General features: G+C 68.0%; 19 protein-coding genes. 15 read left to right on the plus strand and 4 right to left on the minus strand.

All coding sequences use genetic code 11. The annotated features are described in order from the left end of the window. Positions 1-5 precede the first annotated feature (5 nt). Entirely contained in the window at positions 6-1,103 is a 1,098-nt protein-coding gene (locus tag AC07OH_RS25005; protein ID WP_495302507.1) for an aminoglycoside phosphotransferase family protein, read from the minus strand. Between the two features lie 133 nt (positions 1,104-1,236). Here AC07OH_RS25005 and AC07OH_RS25010 point away from each other — a divergent pair, with 133 nt between their 5' ends. The 3 genes from AC07OH_RS25010 to rsmA are packed head-to-tail and all read left to right on the plus strand — an operon-like array spanning position 1,237 to position 6,048. After that, positions 1,237-3,828 carry an LPS-assembly protein LptD gene (locus AC07OH_RS25010; RefSeq protein WP_495302508.1) on the plus strand — a complete coding sequence of 864 codons (2,592 nt, stop codon included), beginning with the start codon at positions 1,237-1,239 and terminating at the stop codon, positions 3,826-3,828. Positions 3,829-3,847: 19 nt separating this feature from the next. Next, positions 3,848-5,254 carry a peptidylprolyl isomerase gene (locus AC07OH_RS25015; RefSeq protein ID WP_495302509.1) on the plus strand — a complete coding sequence of 469 codons (1,407 nt, stop codon included), beginning with the start codon at positions 3,848-3,850 and terminating at the stop codon, positions 5,252-5,254. Between the two features lie 26 nt (positions 5,255-5,280). Further along, on the plus strand, positions 5,281-6,048 hold the full coding sequence (gene rsmA, locus AC07OH_RS25020) for a 16S rRNA (adenine(1518)-N(6)/adenine(1519)-N(6))-dimethyltransferase RsmA (RefSeq protein ID WP_495302510.1): 768 nt from the start codon (positions 5,281-5,283) through the stop codon (positions 6,046-6,048). A 370-nt stretch (positions 6,049-6,418) separates the two neighbouring features. Here the strand turns inward: rsmA and AC07OH_RS25025 are convergent, their stop codons facing one another. The 3 genes from AC07OH_RS25025 to AC07OH_RS25035 form a co-directional block, all read right to left on the minus strand. After that, on the minus strand, positions 6,419-6,844 hold the full coding sequence (locus tag AC07OH_RS25025; RefSeq protein ID WP_095747788.1) for a barstar family protein: 426 nt from the start codon (positions 6,842-6,844) through the stop codon (positions 6,419-6,421). Positions 6,845-6,894: 50 nt separating this feature from the next. Beyond that, positions 6,895-7,308, minus strand: a complete 414-nt coding sequence (locus AC07OH_RS25030; protein ID WP_056574987.1) for a guanyl-specific ribonuclease — start codon at positions 7,306-7,308, stop codon at positions 6,895-6,897. Positions 7,309-7,488: 180 nt separating this feature from the next. Next, positions 7,489-9,837, minus strand: a complete 2,349-nt coding sequence (locus AC07OH_RS25035) for an NADP-dependent malic enzyme (protein WP_495302511.1) — start codon at positions 9,835-9,837, stop codon at positions 7,489-7,491. A 176-nt stretch (positions 9,838-10,013) separates the two neighbouring features. On the opposite strand from AC07OH_RS25035, the gene AC07OH_RS25040 reads away from it, so the two are divergent. The 12 genes from AC07OH_RS25040 to AC07OH_RS25095 all read left to right on the plus strand — a co-directional run bounded on the left by AC07OH_RS25040 (position 10,014) and on the right by AC07OH_RS25095 (position 22,083). Beyond that, positions 10,014-11,063 carry an SPFH domain-containing protein gene (locus tag AC07OH_RS25040; protein ID WP_489060484.1) on the plus strand — a complete coding sequence of 350 codons (1,050 nt, stop codon included), beginning with the start codon at positions 10,014-10,016 and terminating at the stop codon, positions 11,061-11,063. Positions 11,064-11,187: 124 nt separating this feature from the next. Further along, positions 11,188-12,669, plus strand: coding sequence for a DUF4178 domain-containing protein (locus AC07OH_RS25045; protein ID WP_495302512.1), 1,482 nt, complete (start codon positions 11,188-11,190; stop codon positions 12,667-12,669). A 66-nt stretch (positions 12,670-12,735) separates the two neighbouring features. Beyond that, entirely contained in the window at positions 12,736-12,954 is a 219-nt protein-coding gene (locus AC07OH_RS25050) for a DUF350 domain-containing protein (RefSeq protein WP_489060488.1), read from the plus strand. Between the two features lie 11 nt (positions 12,955-12,965). After that, positions 12,966-14,507 (plus strand): polyamine aminopropyltransferase, encoded by a 1,542-nt coding sequence (locus AC07OH_RS25055; protein WP_495302513.1) that lies wholly within the window; start codon positions 12,966-12,968, stop codon positions 14,505-14,507. 117 nt (positions 14,508-14,624) lie between these two features. Continuing rightward, positions 14,625-16,235 carry an FAD-dependent oxidoreductase gene (locus tag AC07OH_RS25060; protein ID WP_495302514.1) on the plus strand — a complete coding sequence of 537 codons (1,611 nt, stop codon included), beginning with the start codon at positions 14,625-14,627 and terminating at the stop codon, positions 16,233-16,235. Further along, a complete protein-coding gene (locus AC07OH_RS25065) occupies positions 16,232-17,350 on the plus strand; it encodes a saccharopine dehydrogenase family protein (protein WP_495302515.1) in 1,119 nt (372 codons plus the stop codon). The genes AC07OH_RS25060 and AC07OH_RS25065 overlap by 4 nt, the downstream gene beginning before the upstream one ends. Then, positions 17,347-17,727, plus strand: coding sequence for a DoxX-like family protein (locus AC07OH_RS25070; protein WP_495302516.1), 381 nt, complete (start codon positions 17,347-17,349; stop codon positions 17,725-17,727). Before AC07OH_RS25065 ends, AC07OH_RS25070 begins: the two co-directional genes overlap by 4 nt. After that, positions 17,724-18,203 (plus strand): DUF2269 family protein, encoded by a 480-nt coding sequence (locus AC07OH_RS25075; RefSeq protein WP_495302517.1) that lies wholly within the window; start codon positions 17,724-17,726, stop codon positions 18,201-18,203. Before AC07OH_RS25070 ends, AC07OH_RS25075 begins: the two co-directional genes overlap by 4 nt. Positions 18,204-18,272: 69 nt before the next feature. Continuing rightward, the gene (locus AC07OH_RS25080; protein WP_495302518.1) at positions 18,273-19,625 is read left to right on the plus strand and encodes an esterase-like activity of phytase family protein; all 1,353 of its coding nucleotides are present in this window, start codon (positions 18,273-18,275) and stop codon (positions 19,623-19,625) included. Between the two features lie 153 nt (positions 19,626-19,778). Further along, the gene (locus AC07OH_RS25085) at positions 19,779-20,087 is read left to right on the plus strand and encodes a DUF3649 domain-containing protein (protein WP_495302519.1); all 309 of its coding nucleotides are present in this window, start codon (positions 19,779-19,781) and stop codon (positions 20,085-20,087) included. Next, on the plus strand, positions 20,084-21,736 hold the full coding sequence (locus AC07OH_RS25090; RefSeq protein ID WP_495302520.1) for a PepSY-associated TM helix domain-containing protein: 1,653 nt from the start codon (positions 20,084-20,086) through the stop codon (positions 21,734-21,736). The genes AC07OH_RS25085 and AC07OH_RS25090 overlap by 4 nt, the downstream gene beginning before the upstream one ends. Next, positions 21,736-22,083, plus strand: coding sequence for a DUF3325 domain-containing protein (locus AC07OH_RS25095; RefSeq protein WP_495302521.1), 348 nt, complete (start codon positions 21,736-21,738; stop codon positions 22,081-22,083). The genes AC07OH_RS25090 and AC07OH_RS25095 overlap by 1 nt, the downstream gene beginning before the upstream one ends.

Consider the following 22,083-nt stretch of genomic DNA (forward strand, 5'->3'; position numbering starts at 1 on the left):
TCTCTTCAGACTCGGCCGTAGGCGAAGCCCGTGACGGCCGTGGTGCCCTCGACCTCGTCGATCACGCGCAGCAGCGGCTTCAGCTCGATGTAGCGGCTGGCGGTGGCGCGGATGTAAGCGATGAAGCGAGGTGTGTCGGCCAGGTAGCGCGGCTTGCCGTCGCGCAGCGTCAGGCGCGCGAAGATGCCGGCCACCTTGAGGTGGCGCTGCAGGCCCATCCATTCGACCGCGCGGTAGAAGGCGCCGAAGTCTTCATCGACCGGCAGGCCGGCCTTGCGTGCCGCCGTCCAGTAACGGATGGTGATGTCGAGCACGAACTCCTCGTCCCAACTGAGGAAGGCATCGCGCATCAGGCTGGCGATGTCGTAGGTGATCGGGCCGTAGACGGCGTCCTGGAAGTCGAGCACGCCCAGTGGTTGGCCGGCATCGGCGCCCACCATGAGGTTGCGCGGCATGAAGTCGCGGTGCACGTAGACGCTCGGCGACGCGAGGTTGTTCTCGACGATCAGCGCGAAGGCGCGGTCCAGGCGCTCCTTCAGCTGGCCCTCGACGGCCACGCCGCGGTGCTTGCCGATGTACCACTCGGGAAAGAGCGCCAGTTCGCGCTCGAGCAGGGCCCGGTCATAGGGCGGCAGCACGCCGGGCTTGGAGGCCAGCTGCCAGCGGATCAAAGCGTCGATGGCCTGGTCGTAGAGCGGCCGGTTGGCGTCGGGATGGGCCGGGTCGATCACGTCGAGCATGGTCTGGCGGCCCAGGTCGTCGAGCAGCAGGAAGCCGTGGTCGCGGTCCCATTCGAGCACCTGCGGCGCCGTCACGCCGGCCTCGGCCATCAGCTGTGCCACCTGCACGAAGGGGGCGCTGTTTTCCTTGTCGGGCGGCGCATCCATCACGATGCGCGTGCCGCCGTCGGTGGTGTCCAGGCGGAAGTAGCGGCGAAAGCTCGCGTCGGCGGAGGCCAGCCGGACGGTGTCCGGGCGCAGTTGACGGGTGTCGGCGATGCCGGCCAGCCAGCCCAGGAACGCTTCGGCCCGCTGCGGATCTGTCCAGAGAATGGCCTGGTCGGGGTGTGGGGTCGTGGACGCCGGGGTCGAAGGTGCTGTCATGGATAATCAATTCTACAAATCCGCCTGGCGCGGCACCCCTTCCCAAGGCCGATCCGGCCGGGCGGGGTGGCTGCCGGTCCCCGCAACCCGCCGGCCTGCCGCGCCGTCCCCGACGATCTTTCGTTCCGAATCGATGCCTACGACCCCACGCGCCGCCTTGCGACGTTTGAGCCCGCCGCTGCCACTGGCCGTGCTGTCGCTGGCGTTGTTGCACGCGCATGGCGCCTTCGCCCAGCAGCCCGGTGTCCTCGACGGACCGCTCACGCTCAAACGCACGCCGCTGCTCACCGAGACGCTCTCGCCCGTTCAACGCAGCCAGCTGCCCAGCCTTGTCACCGGCGACCGCATTTCCGGTCGCCCCGACCTGGAGACCGTGATCGAGGGCAACGCCACGCTGCGCCGCGGCCCGGTCGCCATCACGGCCGACCGCCTCGAGTACTACCAGCCCGACGACCGTGCCAAGGCCACCGGCAATGTGCGGGTCAACCAGGCCGGCAACGTGTACGAAGGCCCCGAGCTGGAACTCAAGCTCGAGACCTTCGAGGGCTTCTTCAACAACGTGCGCTACCGCTTCCTCGCGACCGGCGGCCACGGCGAGGCCGAGCGCATCGACTTCGTCGACTCCAACGTCTCGATCGCGCGGCGCGCCAGCTACACCACCTGCCGCCGCGAAGACTTCCCCGGCTGGATGCCGGCCTGGCTGCTGACCGCCGCCACGCTGACCACCGACACCGAGGAAAACGAGGGTGTCGCCATCGATGCGCGCATGAGCTTCATGGGCATCACGACGCCGCCGATCCCGCGCGTGACCTTCCCGCTGTCCAACGAGCGCAAAAGCGGCCTGCTGCCGCCCACCATCGGGCTGGACAACACCAACGGCTTCGAGGTCGCGCAGCCCTACTACTGGAACATCGCGCCCAACCGCGACGCCACCTTCACGCCCACGCTGATGAGCAAGCGCGGGCTCAACCTGGCCAACGAATTCCGCTACCTCGAGAAGGACTACAGCGGCAGCATCCGCCTGGACCTGATGGGCAGCGACCGCCTCGTGGGCCAGCGCTACAACGAGGCGCGTGCCGAGCAGTTGCAGAAGCTGAACAACGGCGAGATCGCGCTCAAGGACCTGAACTTCGGCAGGCCGCCCAGCAGCAGCAAGCGCTGGGGCCTGTGGCTCAACCACCACCACGACTTCGACGCCAAGGCGCTGGGCCTGGATTCGCTGTCCGCCAACCTCAACATCAACCGCGTCAGCGACAACGACTACTGGCGCGACTTCACGCGCACGCCGACGCTGGCGCAGCGCCAGCTGCCGAACGACGCCTCGCTGAACTGGACCAAGGGCGACTGGAGCGGCGCCGTGCGCGCCCTGCGCTACCAGACGCTGCAGTACAACCTGTCGCCGGTCGTGCCCTCGTACGACCGCGTGCCGCAGATCACGGCCAACTACGCCAAGTACGACTGGCACGGTTTCGACGTCTCGCTGAACACCGACTACTCGCGCTTTCGCGTCAACAGCATCATGGCCGGCCAGCCCGGCTTCGACCTCAATCAGCAGTCGCAGCCCGATGGCGACCGCGTGTTCGCGCAGGCGGCGATCAGCCGGCCGTTCCTCACGCCGAGCTCCTTCGTCATCCCCAAGCTGCAGCTGCACGCGACCTCGTACAACTACTACCTGCCGCAGTCGTCCATTCCGAAGGTGTCGGTCAACGGCGTCGACTACGTGAACGGGATGCCGTACAACCCGAGCCAGCTGTACTTCTTCCCGACCTCGTCGAACCGCGTCGTGCCGACCTTCAGCCTGGACAGCGGCCTGGTCTTCGAGCGCGACGCCAATTACTTCGGCCGCGCCTTCCGCCAGACACTGGAGCCGCGCGCGTACTACGTGTACACGCCGTACCGCAACCAGAGCATGCTGCCGAACTACGATTCGGCCGCCAACGACTTCAGCTTCGCGACCATCTACACCGAGAACGCGTTCTCGGGCGCGGACCGCATCTCGGACACCAACGCGCTCACGCTGGGCGTCACGTCCCGCCTGATCGATCCGGGCACCGGCGTGGAAGCCGTGCGCTTCGGCATCGCGCAGCGCTTCCGCTTTGCCGACCAGAAGGTCACGCTGCCGGGCGTCGCGCCGGTCACCGACCGCACCAGCGACCTGCTGCTGGGCGCCCAGATCAACTGGACGCCCAAGTGGAGCCTGGACACGCTGCTCCAGTACAACCCCGATTCGCGCCGCTCCACGCGCAGCGCGATCAGCGCGCGCTACAACCCGGGCCCGTACCGCAACCTCAGCGCCGCCTTCCGCTACCAGGCGCCGAGCACGCCCACGGCCACCGACGGTAACAAGTCGATCGACTTCGGCTGGCAATGGCCGCTCAACGACCTGTGGGGCGACAAGGGCAAGGACCTCGGGCCGGGCAAGGGCGAAGGCGGCGGACGCTGGTACGCCGTGGGCCGCCTGAACTACAGCCTGCAGGACAAGAAGCTCACGGACGGCGTGCTCGGGGTCGAGTACGACGGCTGCTGCTGGATCAGCCGCGTGGTGCTGCAGCGCATCACCACCGGCCAGGTGACGGCCAACACCCGCATCATGTTCCAGCTCGAATTCGTCGGTTTCTCCAGCATCGGATCGAGCCCGATGCAGGCGCTGCGACAGAACATCCAGCGCTACCAGCCGCTGCGTCAACCGACCGAAGCCCCGAGCCGCTTCACCAATTACGACTGAAACGACGACCGTTCACGCCATGAAACACATCCGTTCCCTCATCACCCTGGGTTGCCTTGCGGCCATCGCCGCGACGGCGGGCGCACAGGGCTTTCGTTCCGGCAGCGGCATCACGGACATCATGCGCGCCGGTCCCCGGATCATTCCGCCGGCGGCCCGCCCTGCCACCGGCCCCGCGGCGGCGCCGGTGCAGCGCTCGGCCGAATACATCGTGGCGCTGGTCAACTCCGAGCCCATCACCAACACCGAGGTGCAATCGCGTGTCACGCGCCTGATCCGCGAGAACCCGGACGCCGAGCGCGTGCCGCGCGCCGAACTCACGCGCCTCGTGCTGGAGCGCCTGATCACCGAGCGCGCGCAGCTGCAGCTGGCGAAGGAAAACGGCATCAAGGTCGACGACGTGGCGATCGACCAGGCCGAGCAGACCGTGGCGCGCCAGAACGAGATCAGCCTCACCGAGCTGCGTAGCCGCGTCGCCGCCGAGGGCATCTCGCCGCGCGAATTCCGCAACGACCTGCGCGACCAGCTGCTGCTCACGCGCCTGCGCGACCGCGAGGTCGAATCGAAGGTCAAGGTCAGCGACACCGAGGCCGACGAGTACCTGCGCGAACAGCGTGAAAGCGCCGTCAAGAACAACGCCCTGCTCAACCTCAACATCGCCCAGCTGCTGGTGGCCGTGCCCGAGAACGCCACCGACGCGCAGCTCGCTGCCGCACAGAAGAAGGCCACCGACCTCGCGCAGCGCGCGCGCAGCGGCGAAGACTTCGCCAAGCTGGTGCGCGAGAACTCCGACTCGCCCGACCGCGCCAACGGTGGCGCGCTCGGCCTGCGCAGCGCCGATCGCTACCCGCCCGTGTTCGTCGAGGCCACGCAATCGACCGCGGTGAACGGCATCGCCGGGCCCGTGCGCTCGGGCGCCGGCTTCCACGTGCTCAAGGTGCTGACCAAGGCGCAGGTGGGCGCGTCGGATGCATCCATCACCCAGACCCAGGTGCGCCACATCCTGCTGATGAACGACCCCAAGCGCACGACCGCGCAGGCGGTGGCACAGCTGCAGGAATTCAAGCGCCGCGTGCAGTCGGGCACCGCCGACTTCGCCGGCCTGGCGCGCGACAACTCGCAGGACGCGAGCGCCAAGGAAGGCGGCGACCTCGGCTGGTCGCGCCCCGGCCAGTTCGTGCCCGAGTTCGAGGAAGCCATGGACCGGCTCACGCCGGGCCAGATCAGCGACCCCGTGGTGTCGCGCTTCGGCGTCCACCTGATCCAGGTGGTCGGCCGCCGCGAAGCCAAGCTGAGCCAGTCGGAGCAGCGCGAAGCCGCGCGTGCCGCGCTGCGCGAACAGCGCGTCGAAGAAGCCTTCACCACCTGGGTGCAGGAAGTGCGCGCGCGCGCCTACGTCGAATTCCGCGAGCCGCCGCAGTCCTGATGGCCGCGGCAGCGCTTTAGGCCGCGATGGCACAACACATTGCAAGAAAGCGGTTCGGACAGCACTTCCTGTCCGACGGCGGGATCATCGACGGGATCGTGCAGGCGATCGCGCCGCAACCCGGCGATGCGATGGTCGAGATCGGGCCGGGGCTGGCGGCGCTCACGCAGCCGCTGGTCGAGCGGCTCGGCCGCCTGACGGTCATCGAGCTCGACCGCGATCTGGCCAAGCGGCTGCGCGATCATCCGCAGCTCGACGTCATCGAGTCCGACGTGCTCAAGGTGGACTTCGCCGAACTTGCGGCCAAGGCCGCGCCGAAGCCGCTGCGCGTGGTCGGCAACCTGCCCTACAACATCTCGACGCCGATCCTGTTCCATTTGCTGGGCTACGCCCACCTGATCGCCGACCAGCACTTCATGCTGCAAAAGGAAGTGATCGACCGCATGGTGGCCCGGCCCGCTACGTCGGACTACAGCCGCCTGAGCGTGATGCTGCAGTGGCGCTACGACATGGAGAACGTGCTGTTCGTGCCGCCCGAGAGCTTCGATCCGCCGCCGCGCGTCGACAGCGCCGTGGTGCGCATGGTGCCGCTCGCGCAGCCGCCGGCGGTCGATGCTGCGCGGCTCGGCGAGATCGTGCAGGTGGCCTTCAGCCAGCGCCGCAAGATCCTGCGGCACACACTGGGCAAGTGGCTGGAGACGCACGGCTTCGAAGGAGAGTTCGACCCGCAGCGCCGCGCCGAAGAGGTGCCGGTGGCCGAATACGTCGCACTGGCCCAAGCTGTTCCTCCATGAAAAAAGCCCGTCGATGACGGGCTTTTTTCTTTTCCAGGGTGCCACCGATCCGGCTTTGCCGGTCGGTAGGCGCCGCCCCCGGAAGGGGGTTGGCGAAGCGACACGAAGTGCGCGCAGCCTGGGGGCGAGCCTGTTTACGCGGCGGCCAGCCAGTAGCCCGCGTTGAAGGGGCTGCTCATGCGCAGCGCCAGGGGCGACACGTCGACGAGCTTGTCGGTCGGCATTTTCTCGCCGGCCGGCTCGGTGCTGGCGGCGGGCGTGGCCGCAGCGGCTGCCGTGGCGGTGGTGTTGACTTCGATGCCATCGAGGGTTTCAGCGGTCGGCTGAGCCTCGTTCGCCCGTTCTGCTTGGCTGGTAGATGCAGAACGGGCTACAGAAAAGAATAGAAGCAGCGGAACGGGACCTTGCGATCGCCCCAGTAGTCCGAAGCGTCGCGGAAGATGTCGAGCAGTTGCTCGCGCGCTTCCTTGTCGAACTTGGCATTGGCCGGGATCTGTTCGAGCACGATGACGAAACCAGGCTGCGGGCCCGATTTATGCAACGGGTCGGTCATGCAGTCGTACAGCGCGTCGAAGTTCTTGCCGAAGTGCGCCGGGAAGGTGAACTGCTGGGCAATCAGGTCGAGCACGTCCTGCTTGGTCTGGGCGTTGCCCAGGTTGGCGTACAGGAAGTGCTGGCCGGCCGCGTTGGCGGCATCCTGCAGGTCGTTCACGCGGAACGCGCGGATCGATTGCACGATGTTCGGGCGTACGGCTCGAAGGGATAAGGTCATATCCGCTGGTCTTTCCATAGTCATCATCATCTCGTCGGGGCGCTTCGGGGCGCCGCTCAGGTCGTTGTCATCGCTCATGGCGCAATCCGTCTGAAACTCGCATAGTGGTCTGCCGTGTACCAGCAGGCCTCGGGCGCTGTGCGCTGCTCGCCACCGCAAACGATCCGCCGGGCACCGCGGTTGCGCGCGCCGGGCGTTGGCACCGTGTATTCGCGGTAATGCCCGCGGCGTGCCGCTGGCAGGATGCGTTCGCGATTGCCGAATACCGTGCCGTCTTTGTCGTACCGGAAGGGGCCACCGTCAAGGATGGCCTGGTAGGTTCGCTGGCCCTGGACCGGGAGATCGGTCAGGGCAATCGAGGCCTCGGAGGACGTTTTGTCGGCCCCGAACCATCCGCGGGCCTCGGCCCCCGTCGTCAGAGCCACCAGCATCAAGCTGGTGAGCGCAAACTTAGTGACAGAGGACGTGATCGAGGCGTAAGCCGCCATGGGGCACCACAAGAAAAGAGCGGGGGGTTCGAATTGCGCTCAACCTCGGGGTTAACCCGCAAATTCAAGCCCGCGAGTGTGCACCACGCTGGCGAAAATAGCAAGCGACTGCCCAAAGTTTGAGCAGTCGCGGGGACGGAAAGCGACGCCTTAAGTTGGCGTCCACTCTCGTCAAATGGCCTATCTCTCGGCGTTTGCGTCGGCCACTGTCAAGGCCGTCATGTTCACGATGCGGCGAACAGTCGCGCTCGCCGTGAGAATGTGCACAGGTTTGGCCGCGCCGAGCAGAACCGGGCCGATGGCAATGTTGCCGCCGGCTGCGGTCTTGAGCAGGTTGTAAGAAATGTTGGCGGCGTCGATGTTGGGGAACACCAGCAGGTTGGCATCGCCCGCGAGCGCGCTGTGCGGCATGACGACCGCGCGCTGCTTGCTGTCCAGGGCCACGTCGCCGTGCATTTCGCCATCGACTTCGAGCCAGGGTGCCTGCACGCGCAGCAGGTCGAGCGTCTTGCGCATCTTGACGGCGCTGGGCTCGTTGCTGGTGCCGAAGTTGGAGTGCGACAGCAGCGCGGCCTTCGGCTTGAGGCCGAAACGCATCATTTCCTCGGCCGCCATGGTCGTGATCTCGGCCAGCTCTTCTGGCGTCGGGTCGTAGTTGACGTGCGTGTCGACCAGGAACACCTGGCGGTCGGGCAGCAGCAGGCCGTTCATGCAGGCGTACACCGGCACGTCCTGCGGGGTGCTGGCGCAGCCGCCGGGGCGCTTGCCGATCACCTGGTCGATGTAGTGCAGGTGGATCAGCGTGGTGCCCCAGGTGCCGCAGATCATGCCGTCGACCTCGCCCTTGTGCAGCAGCATGGCGCCGATCAGCGTGAGGCGGCGGCGCATCTCGATCTTGGCGGTCTGCACCGTCTGACCCTTGCGCTCGGTCATGCGGTGGTAGGTCTGCCAGAAGTCGCGGTAGCGGTGGTCCTGCTCGACGTTGACCACGTCGTAGTCGAGCTCTTCCTTCAGGCGCAGGCCGAACTTCTCGATGCGCTGGGCGATGATGGCCGGACGGCCGATGAGCGTCGGGCGCGCCAGGCCTTCGTCCACCACGATCTGCGCGGCGCGCAGCACGCGCTCTTCTTCACCTTCGCAGTAGGCCACGCGCTTCTTCGGTGCGCGCTTGGCGGCGTCGAAGATCGGCTTCATGGTGGTGCCCGAGGCGTAGACGAAGCTCTGCAGCTTGTCGCGGTAGGCGTCCATGTCCTTGATGGGGCGCAGCGCCACGCCGCTTTCCTCGGCCGCCTTGGCCACGGCCGGCGCGATCTTCATCATCAGGCGCGGGTCGAAGGGCTTCGGAATCAGGTATTCGGGGCCGAAGCTCAGCTTTTCACCGGCGTAGGCGGCGGCCACGCGTTCGCTCTGCTCGGCCTGGGCCAGTTCGGCGATGGCGTGCACCGCGGCAATTTCCATCTCGTCGGTGATCGTGGTGGCGCCCGAGTCGAGCGCGCCGCGGAAGATGTACGGGAAGCACAGGACGTTGTTGACCTGGTTCGGGTAATCGGTGCGGCCCGTGGCCATGATCACGTCGTTGCGCACCGCATGGGCGTCTTCGGGCGCGATCTCGGGATTCGGGTTGGCCAGCGCGAAGATCACCGGCTTGGGCGCCATCTTCGCGACCATGTCAGGCTTGAGCACGCCGCCGGCCGACAGGCCGAGGAACACGTCGGCGCCGGCGATCACTTCCGACAACTTGCGCATGTCGGTCTTTTGCATGTACTGGCGCTTGTCGTCGTCCATCAGCTCTTCGCGGCCTTCGTAGACCACGCCGGCCAGGTCGGTGACGAACACGTTTTCGCGCTTCAGGCCCACCTTGAGCAGAAGGTTCAGGCAGGCCAGCGCCGCGGCGCCCGCGCCCGAGGTGACCAGCTTCACTTCGGCGATGTTCTTGCCGGCCACCTTCAGGCCGTTCAGCATGGCGGCTGCCACGGTGATGGCCGTGCCGTGCTGGTCGTCGTGGAACACCGGAATCTTCATGCGCTTGCGCAGCTCGCGCTCGACGTAGAAGCAGTCCGGGGCCTTGATGTCTTCCAGGTTGATCGCGCCGAAGGTGGGCTCCAGCGAGGCAATGATCTCGACCAGCTTGACCGGGTCCTTCTCGTCGATCTCGATGTCGAACACGTCGACGCCGGCGAATTTCTTGAAGAGAACGCCCTTGCCTTCCATCACCGGCTTGGAGGCCAGCGGACCGATGTCGCCCAGGCCCAGCACGGCGGTGCCGTTGCTGATGACACCCACGAGGTTGCCGCGCGAGGTGTACTTGAAGGCGTTGGCCGGGTCCTTGACGATTTCCTCGCAGGGCGCGGCCACGCCGGGCGAGTAGGCCAGCGACAGGTCGCGCTGGTTGACCATCTGCTTGGTCGCCGCGATGGCGATCTTGCCGGGAACGGGAAACTCGTGGTACTCGAGGGCGGCACGGCGCAGCAGGGCGCGCTTGTCTTCCGGGGTGGGGGTCGAAGGGGACGATGCGGTCGAATCGGACATGTGCCGTTGCTCCTGGTGGCGCTTCTTCTGGGGGCGCCGATTGTAGACCTCGGTCCATTCCGCCCTACGCCGCATGGCCGGTGGCAGGCATGACCAAAAGCACGGGGCGCCGTCAAAGCCCTGTGGCAATATGTGCGGCTGGGACAAAACCCGACAACATCTCGAGAGGAACGACCATGGCCCTGATGGATTTCATCAAGAAACAGTTCATCGACATCATCCAGTGGACCGAGTCCGGCGATGGCACGCTGGCCTGGCGTTTCCCGATGGCCGAGATGGAAATCCAGAACGGCGCCTCGCTCACCGTGCGCGAGTCGCAGATGGCCGTGTTCGTCAACGAAGGCCAGGTGGCCGACGTGTTCGGCCCCGGCATGTACAAGCTCACGACGCAGACGCTGCCCGTGCTCACGTACCTGAAGAACTGGGACAAGCTCTTCGAATCTCCCTTCAAGAGCGACGTCTATTTCTTCAGCACCCGCCAGCAGGTCGACCAGAAGTGGGGCACGCCCCAGCCGATCACGATCCGCGACAAGGACTTCGGCGCCGTGCGCCTGCGCGCCTTTGGCAACTACAGCTTCCGCATCGGCGACCCGAAGCTGTTCCACACCGAAATCTCCGGCACGCGCGACATCTACTCCGTGGCCGACCTCGACGGCCAGCTGCGCGGGCTGGTGCTGCAGAACATCAGCAACGCCATCGCCTCCAGCGGCCTGCCCTTCCTCGACCTGGCGGCCAACCAGATTCAGTTCGCGCAGGCGCTCGCCGCCCAGCTGGTTCCCGAGTTCGAAAAGATCGGCATCAAGCTCGAGAACATCACGGTCCAGAACGTCTCGCTGCCTGAAGAGCTGCAGAAGATCCTCGACCAGAAGATCGGCATGGGCATGGTCGGCAACGACATGGGCAAGTTCATGCAATACCAGACGGCGCAGGCCATTCCCAAGTTCGCCGAAGGCGCGGCCGGTGGCGGCGGCATCGCGGGCGACGCAATGGGCCTGGGTGCCGGCGTGGCGCTCGGCCAGGTGCTGGCGCAGAACCTCGCACAGGGCCTGAGCCCGAACGCGGCGGCCCAGGCTGCGGCCACGACGCAGCAGCCGGCCGTGGCCGTGGTGAGCGCCGCCGACGTGATGACCACGCTCGAGAAGCTCGGCGAACTCAAGACCAAGGGCATCCTCACGCAGGAAGAGTTCGACGCCAAGAAGGCCGAACTGTTGAAGAAGTTGGTCTAACCCCCAGGCTTCGCGCACTTCGTGTCGCTTCTCCTTCCCCCTTGCAGGGGGCAACACCCACGGCCCGGCGAAGCCGGCTCCGTGGTGTTTCCCGCAGTTGCATCCGTCGCTTTTCCAGGCTGCCATGGCTGAGGAAACCGGCTCCCAACGCTACTACCGCGCGCCCTGCCCCGGCTGCGGCGCGCCGGTCGAATTCCGCTCGGCCCAATCGACGCACGCGGTCTGCCCGTACTGCCAGAGCACCGTCGTGCGCCAGGGCGAGACGCTCGCGCGCACCGGCAAGATGGCCGAGCTGTTCCACGACTTCAGCCCGCTGCAGCTGTTCGCCGCCGGCCGCATCCAGGACAAGCCCTTCACGCTGATCGGCCGGCTGCAGTACACCTACCCCGGCGGGCGCTGGACCGAATGGATCGCGTCGCTCGACGGCGACCGCACCGGCGTGCTCAGCGAGGACAACGGCGCCTACGTTTTTGCACTGCCCTTCGACCTGCAGCGTGCCGCGCCGCCGCCCGCCGACCTGCGCGTGGGCGCCACCACCGCCTTCGCCGGCCAAAGCTACACCGTCGCCTCCAACGAGCAGGTGGCGCTGACCTCCGCGCAGGGCGAACTGCCGCACCTGCCCGCGCTCGGCCAACCGTTCGCGATGGTCGAGCTGCGCAACGACAAGGGGCTGGTGCTCAGCATCGACTACGGCACCGCCCCGCCCACCGCGTACCTCGGCCGCTCGGTGCAACTCGACGACCTGCAGCTCACCGGCCTGCGCGACGAATCCGCGAAGGACGAGAGGGGCCGCAGCTTCAACTGCCCCAATTGCGGCTCGCCCGTCACCGTCAACCTGGCCGACAGCAAGAGCATCACCTGCGGCAACTGCCACAGCATCATCGACCTGTCGCAAGGCATCGGCGGCGAGCTCAAGCACGCCGAACAGAACGAGCCGGTGCGCCCGCTCATCGCGCTGGGCAGCGTGGGCCAGCTGCAGGGCGCGCCGTGGCAGGTGGTGGGCTTCCAGCACCGCATGGGCCAGGAGCCCGGCGACGACGAGCAGTTCGGCTGGGACGAGTACCTGCTCTACAACAAGAAGCGCGGCTTCAGTTTCCTGGTCGATGCCGAAGACGGCTGGAGCATGGTCAAGCCGACCACCGGCGCGCCCGTGATGGCCGAGAACGGCAACACCGCCACCTACCTCAACAAGCGCTACCAGCAGCAGTACGCCTACAACGCCGAGACCACCTACGTGGCCGGCGAGTTCTACTGGCAGGTCGAGCGCGGGCAGAAGACCTTCAACCGCGACTTCGCCAGCGGCGGCGCGCTGCTCTCGATGGAGCGCTCGGCCAACGAGCTGACCTGGTCCTCGGGCAGCAAGATCGACAGCGGCGCGGTGGCCACGGCCTTCAAGCTCGACGCCAAGAAAGACCTGTTCTCGCGCGGTGACGCGCTGCCCGTGAGCGCCGCGTCGGGCATGGGCTGCGGCACGATCATCCTCGTCATCGTGGTCATCCTCTTCGTGCTGATCCTGATGAGCAACTGCAGCGGCGGCTCCTCGAGCGGGTACCGCAGCTCGGGCGGTTCGTACGGCGGCTACTCGAGCGGCGGCGGCCACAAATGACGAAGATCGCGCGCAGGCGCTGCGGCTCTCTCACATCTCTCTTTATTGCTACGACTGGAGGTCCCCATGGGAATTGAATGGCTGAAACCGGGCGTGGTCCTCGGATCGCTCGTGTATGCGCTGATCGGCGTGGTGGTCTTCTGGGTCTGCTTCCTGATCATCGACAAGATCACCCCCTATGACCTGTGGGGCGAGATCGTCGAGAAGCAGAACATGGCGCTGGCGCTCGTCGTGGCCGCCATGTGCCTCGGCATCAGCGTCATCGTCGCCGCAGCCATCCATTGAGCGACGCGGCCTTGCCCGCGCGCACCCCGGATGCGCGGGGGCCGCAACCCGTGGAGATCGCGCTGCTCGCCAGCGTGTTCGTCGTCGCGGCCTGCGGCCTCGTCTACGAACTGAGCGCGGCCGCGCTGAGCTCCTACCTGCTTGGCGACTCGGTGCTGCAGTTCAGCACCATCATCGGCACCTACCTGTTCGCCATGGGCGTCGGCTCGTGGCTCTCGCGCTACTTCGACCGGCAGCTGCCGGCGCACTTCCTTCGCATCGAGCTGCTCGTGGCGCTGATCGGCGGCGCGCTGCCGGCGATCCTGTTCCTGGCCAATGCCTACGTGCCGGGCGCGTTCCGGCTGCTGCTGTACGGCCTCGTGGTGGTGGTGGGCACGCTGGTGGGGCTCGAGATTCCGCTGGTGATGCGCATCCTCAAGCGCAACATCGTGCTCAAGGACCTCGTGTCGCAGGTGCTGACCTTCGACTACCTGGGCGCGCTCGCCGTGTCGGTCGCGTTCCCGCTCATCCTCGTGCCGCAGCTGGGCATGATCCGCACCGGCCTGCTGTTCGGCGTGATGAACGCCGCGGTGGCCGTGTGGGCGCTGTGGCTGTTCCGCCATGAACTGCGTCGCGCCGGCGCGCACGCGGTGGCCTGCTTTCTCACGCTGGCTGCGCTCATCGGCGCCTTCTGGGGCGCCGACCACATCACCACGCTGGCGGAAGACAAGTTCTACCAGGACCGCATCGTCTTCAGCGCCAGCTCGCCCTACCAGCGCATCGTGGTCACGCGCGGCGCGCTGGGCCACCGGCTGTTCCTGAACGGCAACCTGCAGTTCGCGGAGCGCGACGAGTACCGCTACCACGAGGCGCTGGTGCACCCCGCGATGGCCGCGCACGGCGCGCCCAAGAAGGTCGCCGTGCTCGGCGGCGGCGACGGCATGGCGGTGCGCGAGATCCTCAAGTACCCCTCGGTCGAGTCGGTCACGCTGGTGGAGCTCGATCCGAACATGACGCAGCTCTTCACCACGCACGAGACGCTGGCCGCGCTCAACGGGCACGCGCTCTCGTCGCCGAAGGTGAAGATCGTCAACACCGACGCGTTCCAGTGGCTGCAGCAGGAGGGCGACACCTTCGATGTGATCGTGGTCGACTTTCCCGATCCCACCAACTTCGCCATCGGCAAGCTCTACACCAACAGCTTCTACGCGCTGCTCGATCGGCGCCTGTCGGCCAGCGGCTATGCCGTGATTCAGACCACCTCGCCGCTGGTGGCGCGCAAGAGCTACTGGACCGTGGCGACCACCATCGAGTCGGTCGGCCTGAAGGCCACGCCGTACCACGCGCACGTGCCGAGCTTCGGCGAGTGGGGCTACATCATTGCCAGCCACCGGCCCTACCGGTTGCCCGATGCGCTGCCGGGCGGCATGCGCTTTCTCACGCCGGCGACGCTGCCCCTGATGTTCGACTTTCCGCTCGACATGGCGCGCGTGCCGACCGAAGTGAATCGCCTGTCGAACCAGACCTTGGTCACCACTTATGAGCAGGAGTGGGGCAAGGTCATGGCTCACTGATATGGCTCGCCCCCAGGCTGCGCGCACTTCGTGTCGCTTCGCCAACCCCCTGCCGGGGGCAACACCTGCGGCCCGGCAAAGCCGGTTCCGCGGTGTTCCACGAAGGAACCGTGTGCCATGAGGCGCCGTGGCTTTCTTGGCGTCGCTGCCGGTGCAGGCGCCCTGGCGCTGGCCGGCTGCGAGGCGCCACCGCCGCCCATCGAAGGCGGCTTCACCGGCATCGATGTCGCGCGCGGCCACGCCATGCGCGACGCCACGCTCAAGTCGCAGGCCCCGGCCACCGTCAAACGCACCCGCGTCGTCATCGCGGGTGGTGGCGTCGCTGGCCTGGCGGCGGCGCGTGCGCTGCGCCTCGCGGGCATCGACGACTTCGCGCTGCTCGAACTCGAAGACACCGCCGGCGGCAACGCGCGCGGCGGCTCGGTCGGCGGCATCGCCTGCCCGCTCGGCGCGCACTACCTGCCCACGCCCGGCGACGATGCGCACGAGGTGCAGGACCTGCTCGAAGAACTCGGCCTGCGCCGTCGCGTGGCCGGCCGCTGGACCTACGACGAGCGCCACCTCTGCCACAGCCCGCAGGAGCGCCTGTTTTTTCGCGGCGAATGGCAGGACGGGCTGCTGCCCGTGCACGACGTGGGCGCTGGCACGCAGGCGCAGTACCGCCGTTTCGCGCAGCGCATCGACGCGCTGCAGCACGCCGCCCACTTCGCCATTCCCACGCTGCGCTTCGTCGTCACGCCCGAACTGCTCGCGCTCGACGCCGTGCCCTTCGCGGGCTGGCTCGACCGCGAAGGCTTCGACGACGCCCACCTGCGCTGGTACCTCGACTACTGCTGCCGCGACGACTACGGCGCCGGCATCGCGCAGGTGTCGGCCTGGGCCGGCATCCACTACTTCGCGAGCCGCCACGGCTTCCATGCGCCCGGCGACGCGAGCGGCAGCGTCAACGACACCAACCCCGATCGCGACGGCGTACTCACCTGGCCCGAAGGCAACGGCTGGCTCACCAAGCAGCTGGCCGCGCCGCTGGGCGCGCGCCTGCACACGGGCCAGGTCGTCACGCGCATCGCCGAAGGGCGCGCGGGCGTCGAGGTCGACGCATGGGATGCCGCGTCGAAATCCATGGTGCGCTGGCAGGCTGAGCGCTGCATCGTCGCGCTGCCTGTCTTCATCGCCGCGCGCGTGGTCGAGAACCCGCCCTCGCTGCTGACCAGCGCCGCCGCGCACGTGCGCTACGCCCCCTGGCTGGTCGCCAACGTGCACCTGCGCGGGCCGCTGGCCGATCGCGTCGGCGCCGCGCCGAGCTGGGACAACGTGATCTACGGCACGCGCGGCCTCGGGTATGTCGATGCGCGCCACCAGACGCTCGACCCCACGCCGCGCGGCACCGTGCTCAGCTGGTACCGCCCGCTGGGCCCGAGCGGCTACGACACCGGCGACGGCCGTCAGCTGCTGCTCGAGCGCCCGTGGACCGCATGGCGCGACGAGCTGCTGGCCGAGCTGTCGGTGCCACACCCCGACCTGCCGGCACTCGCCACGCGCGTCGAGATCACGCGCTACGGCCACGCCATGTCGATCCCGCGGCCGGGCCTGCTCGCGCAGATCGGCGCACACGGCGACCGCGTGGCCGCGGGCCGGCTGTCGTTCGCGCACGCGGACTGGTCGGGCTATTCGATCTTCGAAGAAGCCTTCACGCGCGGCCACATCGCCGGAGCCCGCCTCGCATGAAGACGCTGGTGCTCGGCGGCTATGGCAACTTCGGCGCACGCATCAGCCGCGCACTGGCGCAGGACCCGGGCATCGAGCTGTGGGTCGGCGGGCGCGACCTCGAGCGGGCCACGGCCTTTGCGCAATCGCTGGGCGGAAACGCACGCGGTGTGCGCGTCGATGCGCAGTCGCCCGACCTCGCGCAGGGCCTGGGCTTTCTGGGCGTCGACCTCGTCATCCACACCGCCGGCCCGTTCCAGGGCCAGGACTACCGCGTGCCGCAGGCCGTGGCAGCCGCCGGCGCGCACTACATCGACCTGGCCGACGGCCGGCGCTTCGTCTGCGACTTTCCCGCCGCGATGGACGCCGCCTTCCGCAGCGCGGGCCGCACCGCCGTGGCCGGCGCCAGCACCGTGCCCGCGCTGTCGTCGGCGGTGGTCGATCATCTCGCCGCCGGCTGGCAGAGCCTGCGCAGCATCGACATCTGCATCGCGCCGGCACAGGGCGCACCGCGCGGCGAAGCCACGCTCGCGGGCGTGCTCGCCTACTGCGGCGCGCCGATCCGCGTCTGGCAGGGCGGCCGCTGGACCGAGCAGCCCGGCTGGGCGCATCCCGCGAAGGTGCAGTTCGCGCGCATGAAGCCGCGTCGCGGCGCCTTGTGCGACATCCCCGACCTCGAACTCTTTCCTGCGCGCTACGGCGGCGTGCAGTCGGTCATGTTCCGCGCCGCACTCGAAGTCGGCCTGACCCAGCACGCCTTCGCCTTCCTGGCTTTCCTGCGCCGCACGGGCCTGCTGCGCGCACCGCAAAAGCTGGCGCCGCTGCTGCATGCGACGGGCGGCGTGTTCGATGCGTTCGGCACCGCGTTGGGCGGCATGGTGGTGCGCGTCGAAGGCACCGACGCGCACGGCGCCACCGCACGCCGCGCCTGGAACATCGCGGCCGACGACAACCACGGCCCCGAGATCCCCTGCATGGCCGCCATCCTGCTGGCCCGCCGGCTCGCGCACGGCGAGGCGTTGCCGGTGGGCGCGCACGCCTGCGCCGGCCTGCTCGCGCTGCCCGAGTTCGACCCCGAGTTCGCGCGCTGGGGCATGGTGACGGACGTGATCGACGAGGCACCGCCCGCGCCATGACACGCCCTGCCAACGATGACGATCGACTGCTGCGCCTGAGCCTCGTCGCCGTCTGGCTCTTCACCGCCGTCGCCAGCATCGTCGAACTCGACGGCCAGAGCCGGCGCGTGCTGGCCGATGCAGGCATCGCCTCGCCGCCATGGCTGGTGCAGGCGTTGATCGTCGGCGGCGCGGCGGCCGATCTTGCGGTCGGCCTGGCGCTGTGGCTGCGGCCTGGCCGCACCGTCTACCTGGCAGCCTTCGCGTTGATGCTCGCCATGACGCTCGTGGCGACCGCGCTGCAACCGAACCTGTGGCTGCACCCGCTGGGCCCGCTGCTCAAGAACCTGCCCATCGCCGCGCTGCTCTGGCATCTGTACCGACGCGCCACGCCATGAACACCTACCTCGTCCTCAAGTGGCTGCACATCGTCTCCAGCGTGCTGATGGTCGGCACGGGGTTGGGGTCGGCCTTCTACATGTTCTTTGCCAACCGCAGCGGCAGCGTGCCGGCGCAGGCGGTGGTGAGCCGGCTGGTGGTGCGGGCCGACTGGTGGTTCACCACGCCCACCGTCATCTTGCAGCCGGTCACCGGCTTCGCGCTGGCGCACATGGCGGGCTGGCCGCTGTCGACGCCGTGGCTGGCGCTGTCGCTGGGGCTGTTCGCGTTCGCGGGGGCGTGCTGGCTGCCGGTGGTGTGGCTGCAGATCCGCATGGCGGCCCTGGCGGCGCAGGCGCACCACGAAGCCACGCCGCTGCCGTCGCTGTATCTGCGCTATCAGCGCTACTGGGAACTTCTGGGCTATCCGGCCTTCGTGGCCATGGCCATCGTGTTCTGGTTGATGGTGAACAAGCCGCAGTTGTCGTTCGTCTGAGCGGATGTCACGGCGGCGTCACGCCTGCCCGGCAAGGTCACGCGTTTTCGACTGAAAGCTTTTTCGTTCATGACGCGCTTCGCTTCCCTCTCCCTGGTCGCCCTGGCCGCTGCCTTCGCCTGCGGCGGCGCTGTGGCCCAGACCGCCTTCCCCGCCACGCTCGCCGGCCACGCCGTGCTGCCCGCGCAGAGCTTTGTCGCTGCGCCGAAAGACGCGCCGGCCGACCTGCAGGTCAGCGGCAAGTTCACCTCGGGCAAGCGCGTCGAGGCGCTGGGCACCGTCGAAGGCCTCTCGGCCGGTCGTGGCACCGGCGTGTCGGTGCCCTTCAAGGGCCAGCCGCTGCAGGGGCACTCGGGCATCAAGAAGATGGACGACGGCTCGTTCTGGATCCTCACCGACAACGGCGCCGGCGCGAAGGCCAACTCGCCCGATTTCATGCTCTACCTGAACCACTACAAGGTGGACTTCAAGAGCGGCAAGTTCAACCGCCTGAACACCATCTTCCTGCACGACCCCGACAAGAAGGTGCCGTTTCGCATCGTTCACGAAGGTACCAAGCAGCGCTACCTGACCGGTTCGGACTTCGATCCCGAGAGCTTCCAGTTCGCCGGCGGCGCGCTGTGGATCGGCGAGGAGTTCGGGCCCTTCCTGATCAAGGCCGACCTGAAGGGCAAGGTGCTCGCGGTGTTCGACACGCAGGTCGACGGCAAGGCCGTGCGCTCGCCCGATCACCCCGCAGTCACCACGCCGGGCGCGCCGGGTGGTGCGGTCGATTTCCAGATCAAGCGCTCCAAGGGCTTCGAAGGCATGGCGTCGTCCAAGGACGGCAGCAAGCTCTATGCGCTGCTCGAAGGCCCGGTGTGGAACGCCGAGGCCAAGGACTACGAGAAGGTCGACGGCAAGGAAGCGCTGCGCGTGCTGGAGTTCGACGTGGCGTCGGAAAAATGGACAGGTCGCCATTGGAAGTACGTGCTCGAAGCCAACGGCCACGCCATCGGCGACTTCAACATGATCGACAGCACCACCGGCCTCATCATCGAGCGCGACAACGGCGAAGGCACGAGCGACAAGGCCTGCCCCGAAGGCCAGAAGCGCACCGACTGCTTCCACGACATCGCGAAGTTCAAGCGCGTCTACAAGGTCGAGCTGAGCGACGCGAACGTGGGCGGCGCGGTGCGCAAGATCGGCTACATCGACCTGCTGAACATCGCCGACCCGAACAAGCTCGCGCGCAAGCCGCTGAACGACGGCGTGCTCAAGTTCCCGTTCTTCACCATCGAGAACGTCGATGTGGTCGATGCCACGCACATCGTGGTCGGCAACGACAACAATCTGCCGTTCTCCAGCAGCCGCGAGCCGAACAAGGCGGACGACAACGAGCTGGTGCTGCTCGAAGCTGGCGCGCTGCTGCAGGCGAAGTAAGGCGCCGCCCGCCTTTCAAGGCAAGGCCCCGCTCGCGGGATGGCCGGGGGCGAGAAAACCGAGAAGATGAGTATGATTCTCATTCTCTAGGTTTCTCCTCTCCCTCTGTCCCATGAATTTCCGAACGACCTTGCACGTCGTCCGGCGCCCGTCGTGAGCGCCGGCGTTCGCTACCGGATGAGCGTGGCGTCGCGGGCCGTCGCCGCCATCGCGGGCGGTTACGGCGTCGCCGCGCTGTCGGCTGCCGTGCTCGCGCTGGGCCTGCCCGCCCTCTTCGGCATGGCGCGCAGCGAAGCCGCGCTGACCGGCACGCTGGCCTCCTTCCTCGTCTACGCCGTGGCCGTGATGTGGGTCTTCGCGGCCCGCTCGGCGTGGCGCGCCTGGACCGGCCTTGCCATCGCGGCGGCGCTGCAGGGCCTGCTGTTGCTGCTGTGGACCCAGGGCGGCGGAGGTGCCGCATGAAGGAAGGATTCCGTCAGTCGATGGCCTGGCTGCACACCTGGTCGGGCCTGCTGGTCGGCTGGGTGCTCTTCATGGTGTTCGCGGCCGGCACGGCCTCGTACTTCAAGGACGAGATCACCTTCTGGATGAAGCCGGAGCTGCACGCCATCTCGCACGGCACCGTGACCCAGCCGGTCGCGGCCGAGAACGCGGTGGCGTACCTGGAGCGCAACGCGGGCCATGCGGCGCGCTGGTTCATCACCCTGCCGACCGCGCGCGAGCCGTCGGTCAGCCTGCTGTGGATCAAGCCGCCGCCGCCGGCCGGTTCGCCGCCGGTGGAGCGGCGCCGCGGCTTCGACCGCGCCGCGCTCGACCCGGCCACGGGGCAGGCGATCACCGCGCCGCGCGAGACGCGCGGCGGCGAGTTCTTCTACCGCCTGCACTTCGACCTGCACTACATGCCCGCGATCTGGGCGCGCTGGATCGTCGGCTTCTGCGCGATGTTCATGCTGGTGGCGATCGTCAGCGGCATCGTCACACACAAGCGCATCTTCAAGGACTTCTTCACCTTCCGTCCGAAGAAGGGCCAGCGCAGCTGGCTCGACGCGCACAACGTCACCGCCGTGCTTGCGCTGCCGTACCACGCCATGATCACCTACACCGGGCTGGTCACGCTGATGTTCATGTACATGCCGTGGGGCCCGCAGGTGGCCTACAAGGCGCACGGCGGCACCGACACCTTTTTCGCCGAAGCCATTCCGGGCGGCTTGCGCACGCAGATCAAGCCCTCGGGCACGAAGGCGGCGCTGGCACCCCTCGGGCCCATGGTGACGCAGGCCACGGCCCACTGGGGCGGCGCGCCCGTGGGCCGCATCCTGGTGCACCAGCCCAACGACGCCAACGCCGTGGTCTCGCTCGCGCGGGCCGAGGGCCGGCACCTATCGTACGAACAGCCCTCCATGCAGTTCAACGGCACGACCGGCGCGCTCATCGGCACCTTCGGCGACGTGCCCAAGGCCGCGGCCGAAACGCGCGGCGTGCTCTACGGCCTGCACATCGGCCGCTTCGCCGATCCGCTGCTGCGTGCGTTGTTCTTCGTCTCGGGCCTTGCGGGCTGCCTGATGGTGGCCACGGGCCTCTTGCTGTGGGCCGTGAAGGAGCGCCAGAAGTACGCCAAGACCGTCAAGCAGGGCGGTCGCATCGGCTTCGGCCTGCGGCTCGTTGACGGACTGAACCTCGGCGCCATCGCGGGCCTGCCCGTGGCGATGGCTGCCTTCTTCTGGGCCAACCGCCTGCTGCCGGTCGACGTGGCCGGCCGCAACGAGGCCGAGATCCGCTGGTTCTTCATCGTCTGGGGCGCCACCGCCGTGCTGGGCCTGCTGCGCCCGACCCTGCGCATGTGGCAGGCGCAGCTTGCGCTCGGCGCGCTGCTGTTCGCATTGCTGCCGGTGCTCAATGCCTTCACCGGCCCCGCGCCGCTCACCGTGAGCCTGCGCAGCGGCCCGAGTTCGGTGGCGGGCTTCGACCTCGTGGCGATTGCGCTCGGCCTCGGGCTCGCGGGTGCGACCTGGTTGGTGGAGCGCAAGCGCCGCAAGGCGCTGGCGGCGCCCAAGAAGGCCGTCAAGCCACCGCCGCCGACCGAACTCGCTGCGTCGGGCCAGGGGTCGTGATGCCGCTGCTCGGGTTGGTGTTCGCCGCCTCGCTGGCCGGCTTCTGCGCGCTGAGCCTTGCGATGGACCGCCACAGCGAAGACGTCTTCGGCCGCGGCCACACGCCCGGCGCCTGGCGCCGATGGCTGCAGCTTGGGGGCGCGGCGCTGCTGTGCCTGTCGCTGTGGGCCAGCCTGGAGACGGCGGGCGGGTCGGTGGGGTGGGTGTTGTGGCTCGGGGCGTTGACTGCGGCGGCGCTGGCAACGGTCGGGCTGTTGAGTGGGTTGCCGCACCGTTTTCCGCGCATTGCCATGGGCGCCGCGGTGCTCGCGATCGGGCAGGCGCTGTTCTGCGCGCTGCCCGCCTGA

It is taken from the genome of Variovorax sp. GW821-FHT10C12, assembly GCF_059415405.1.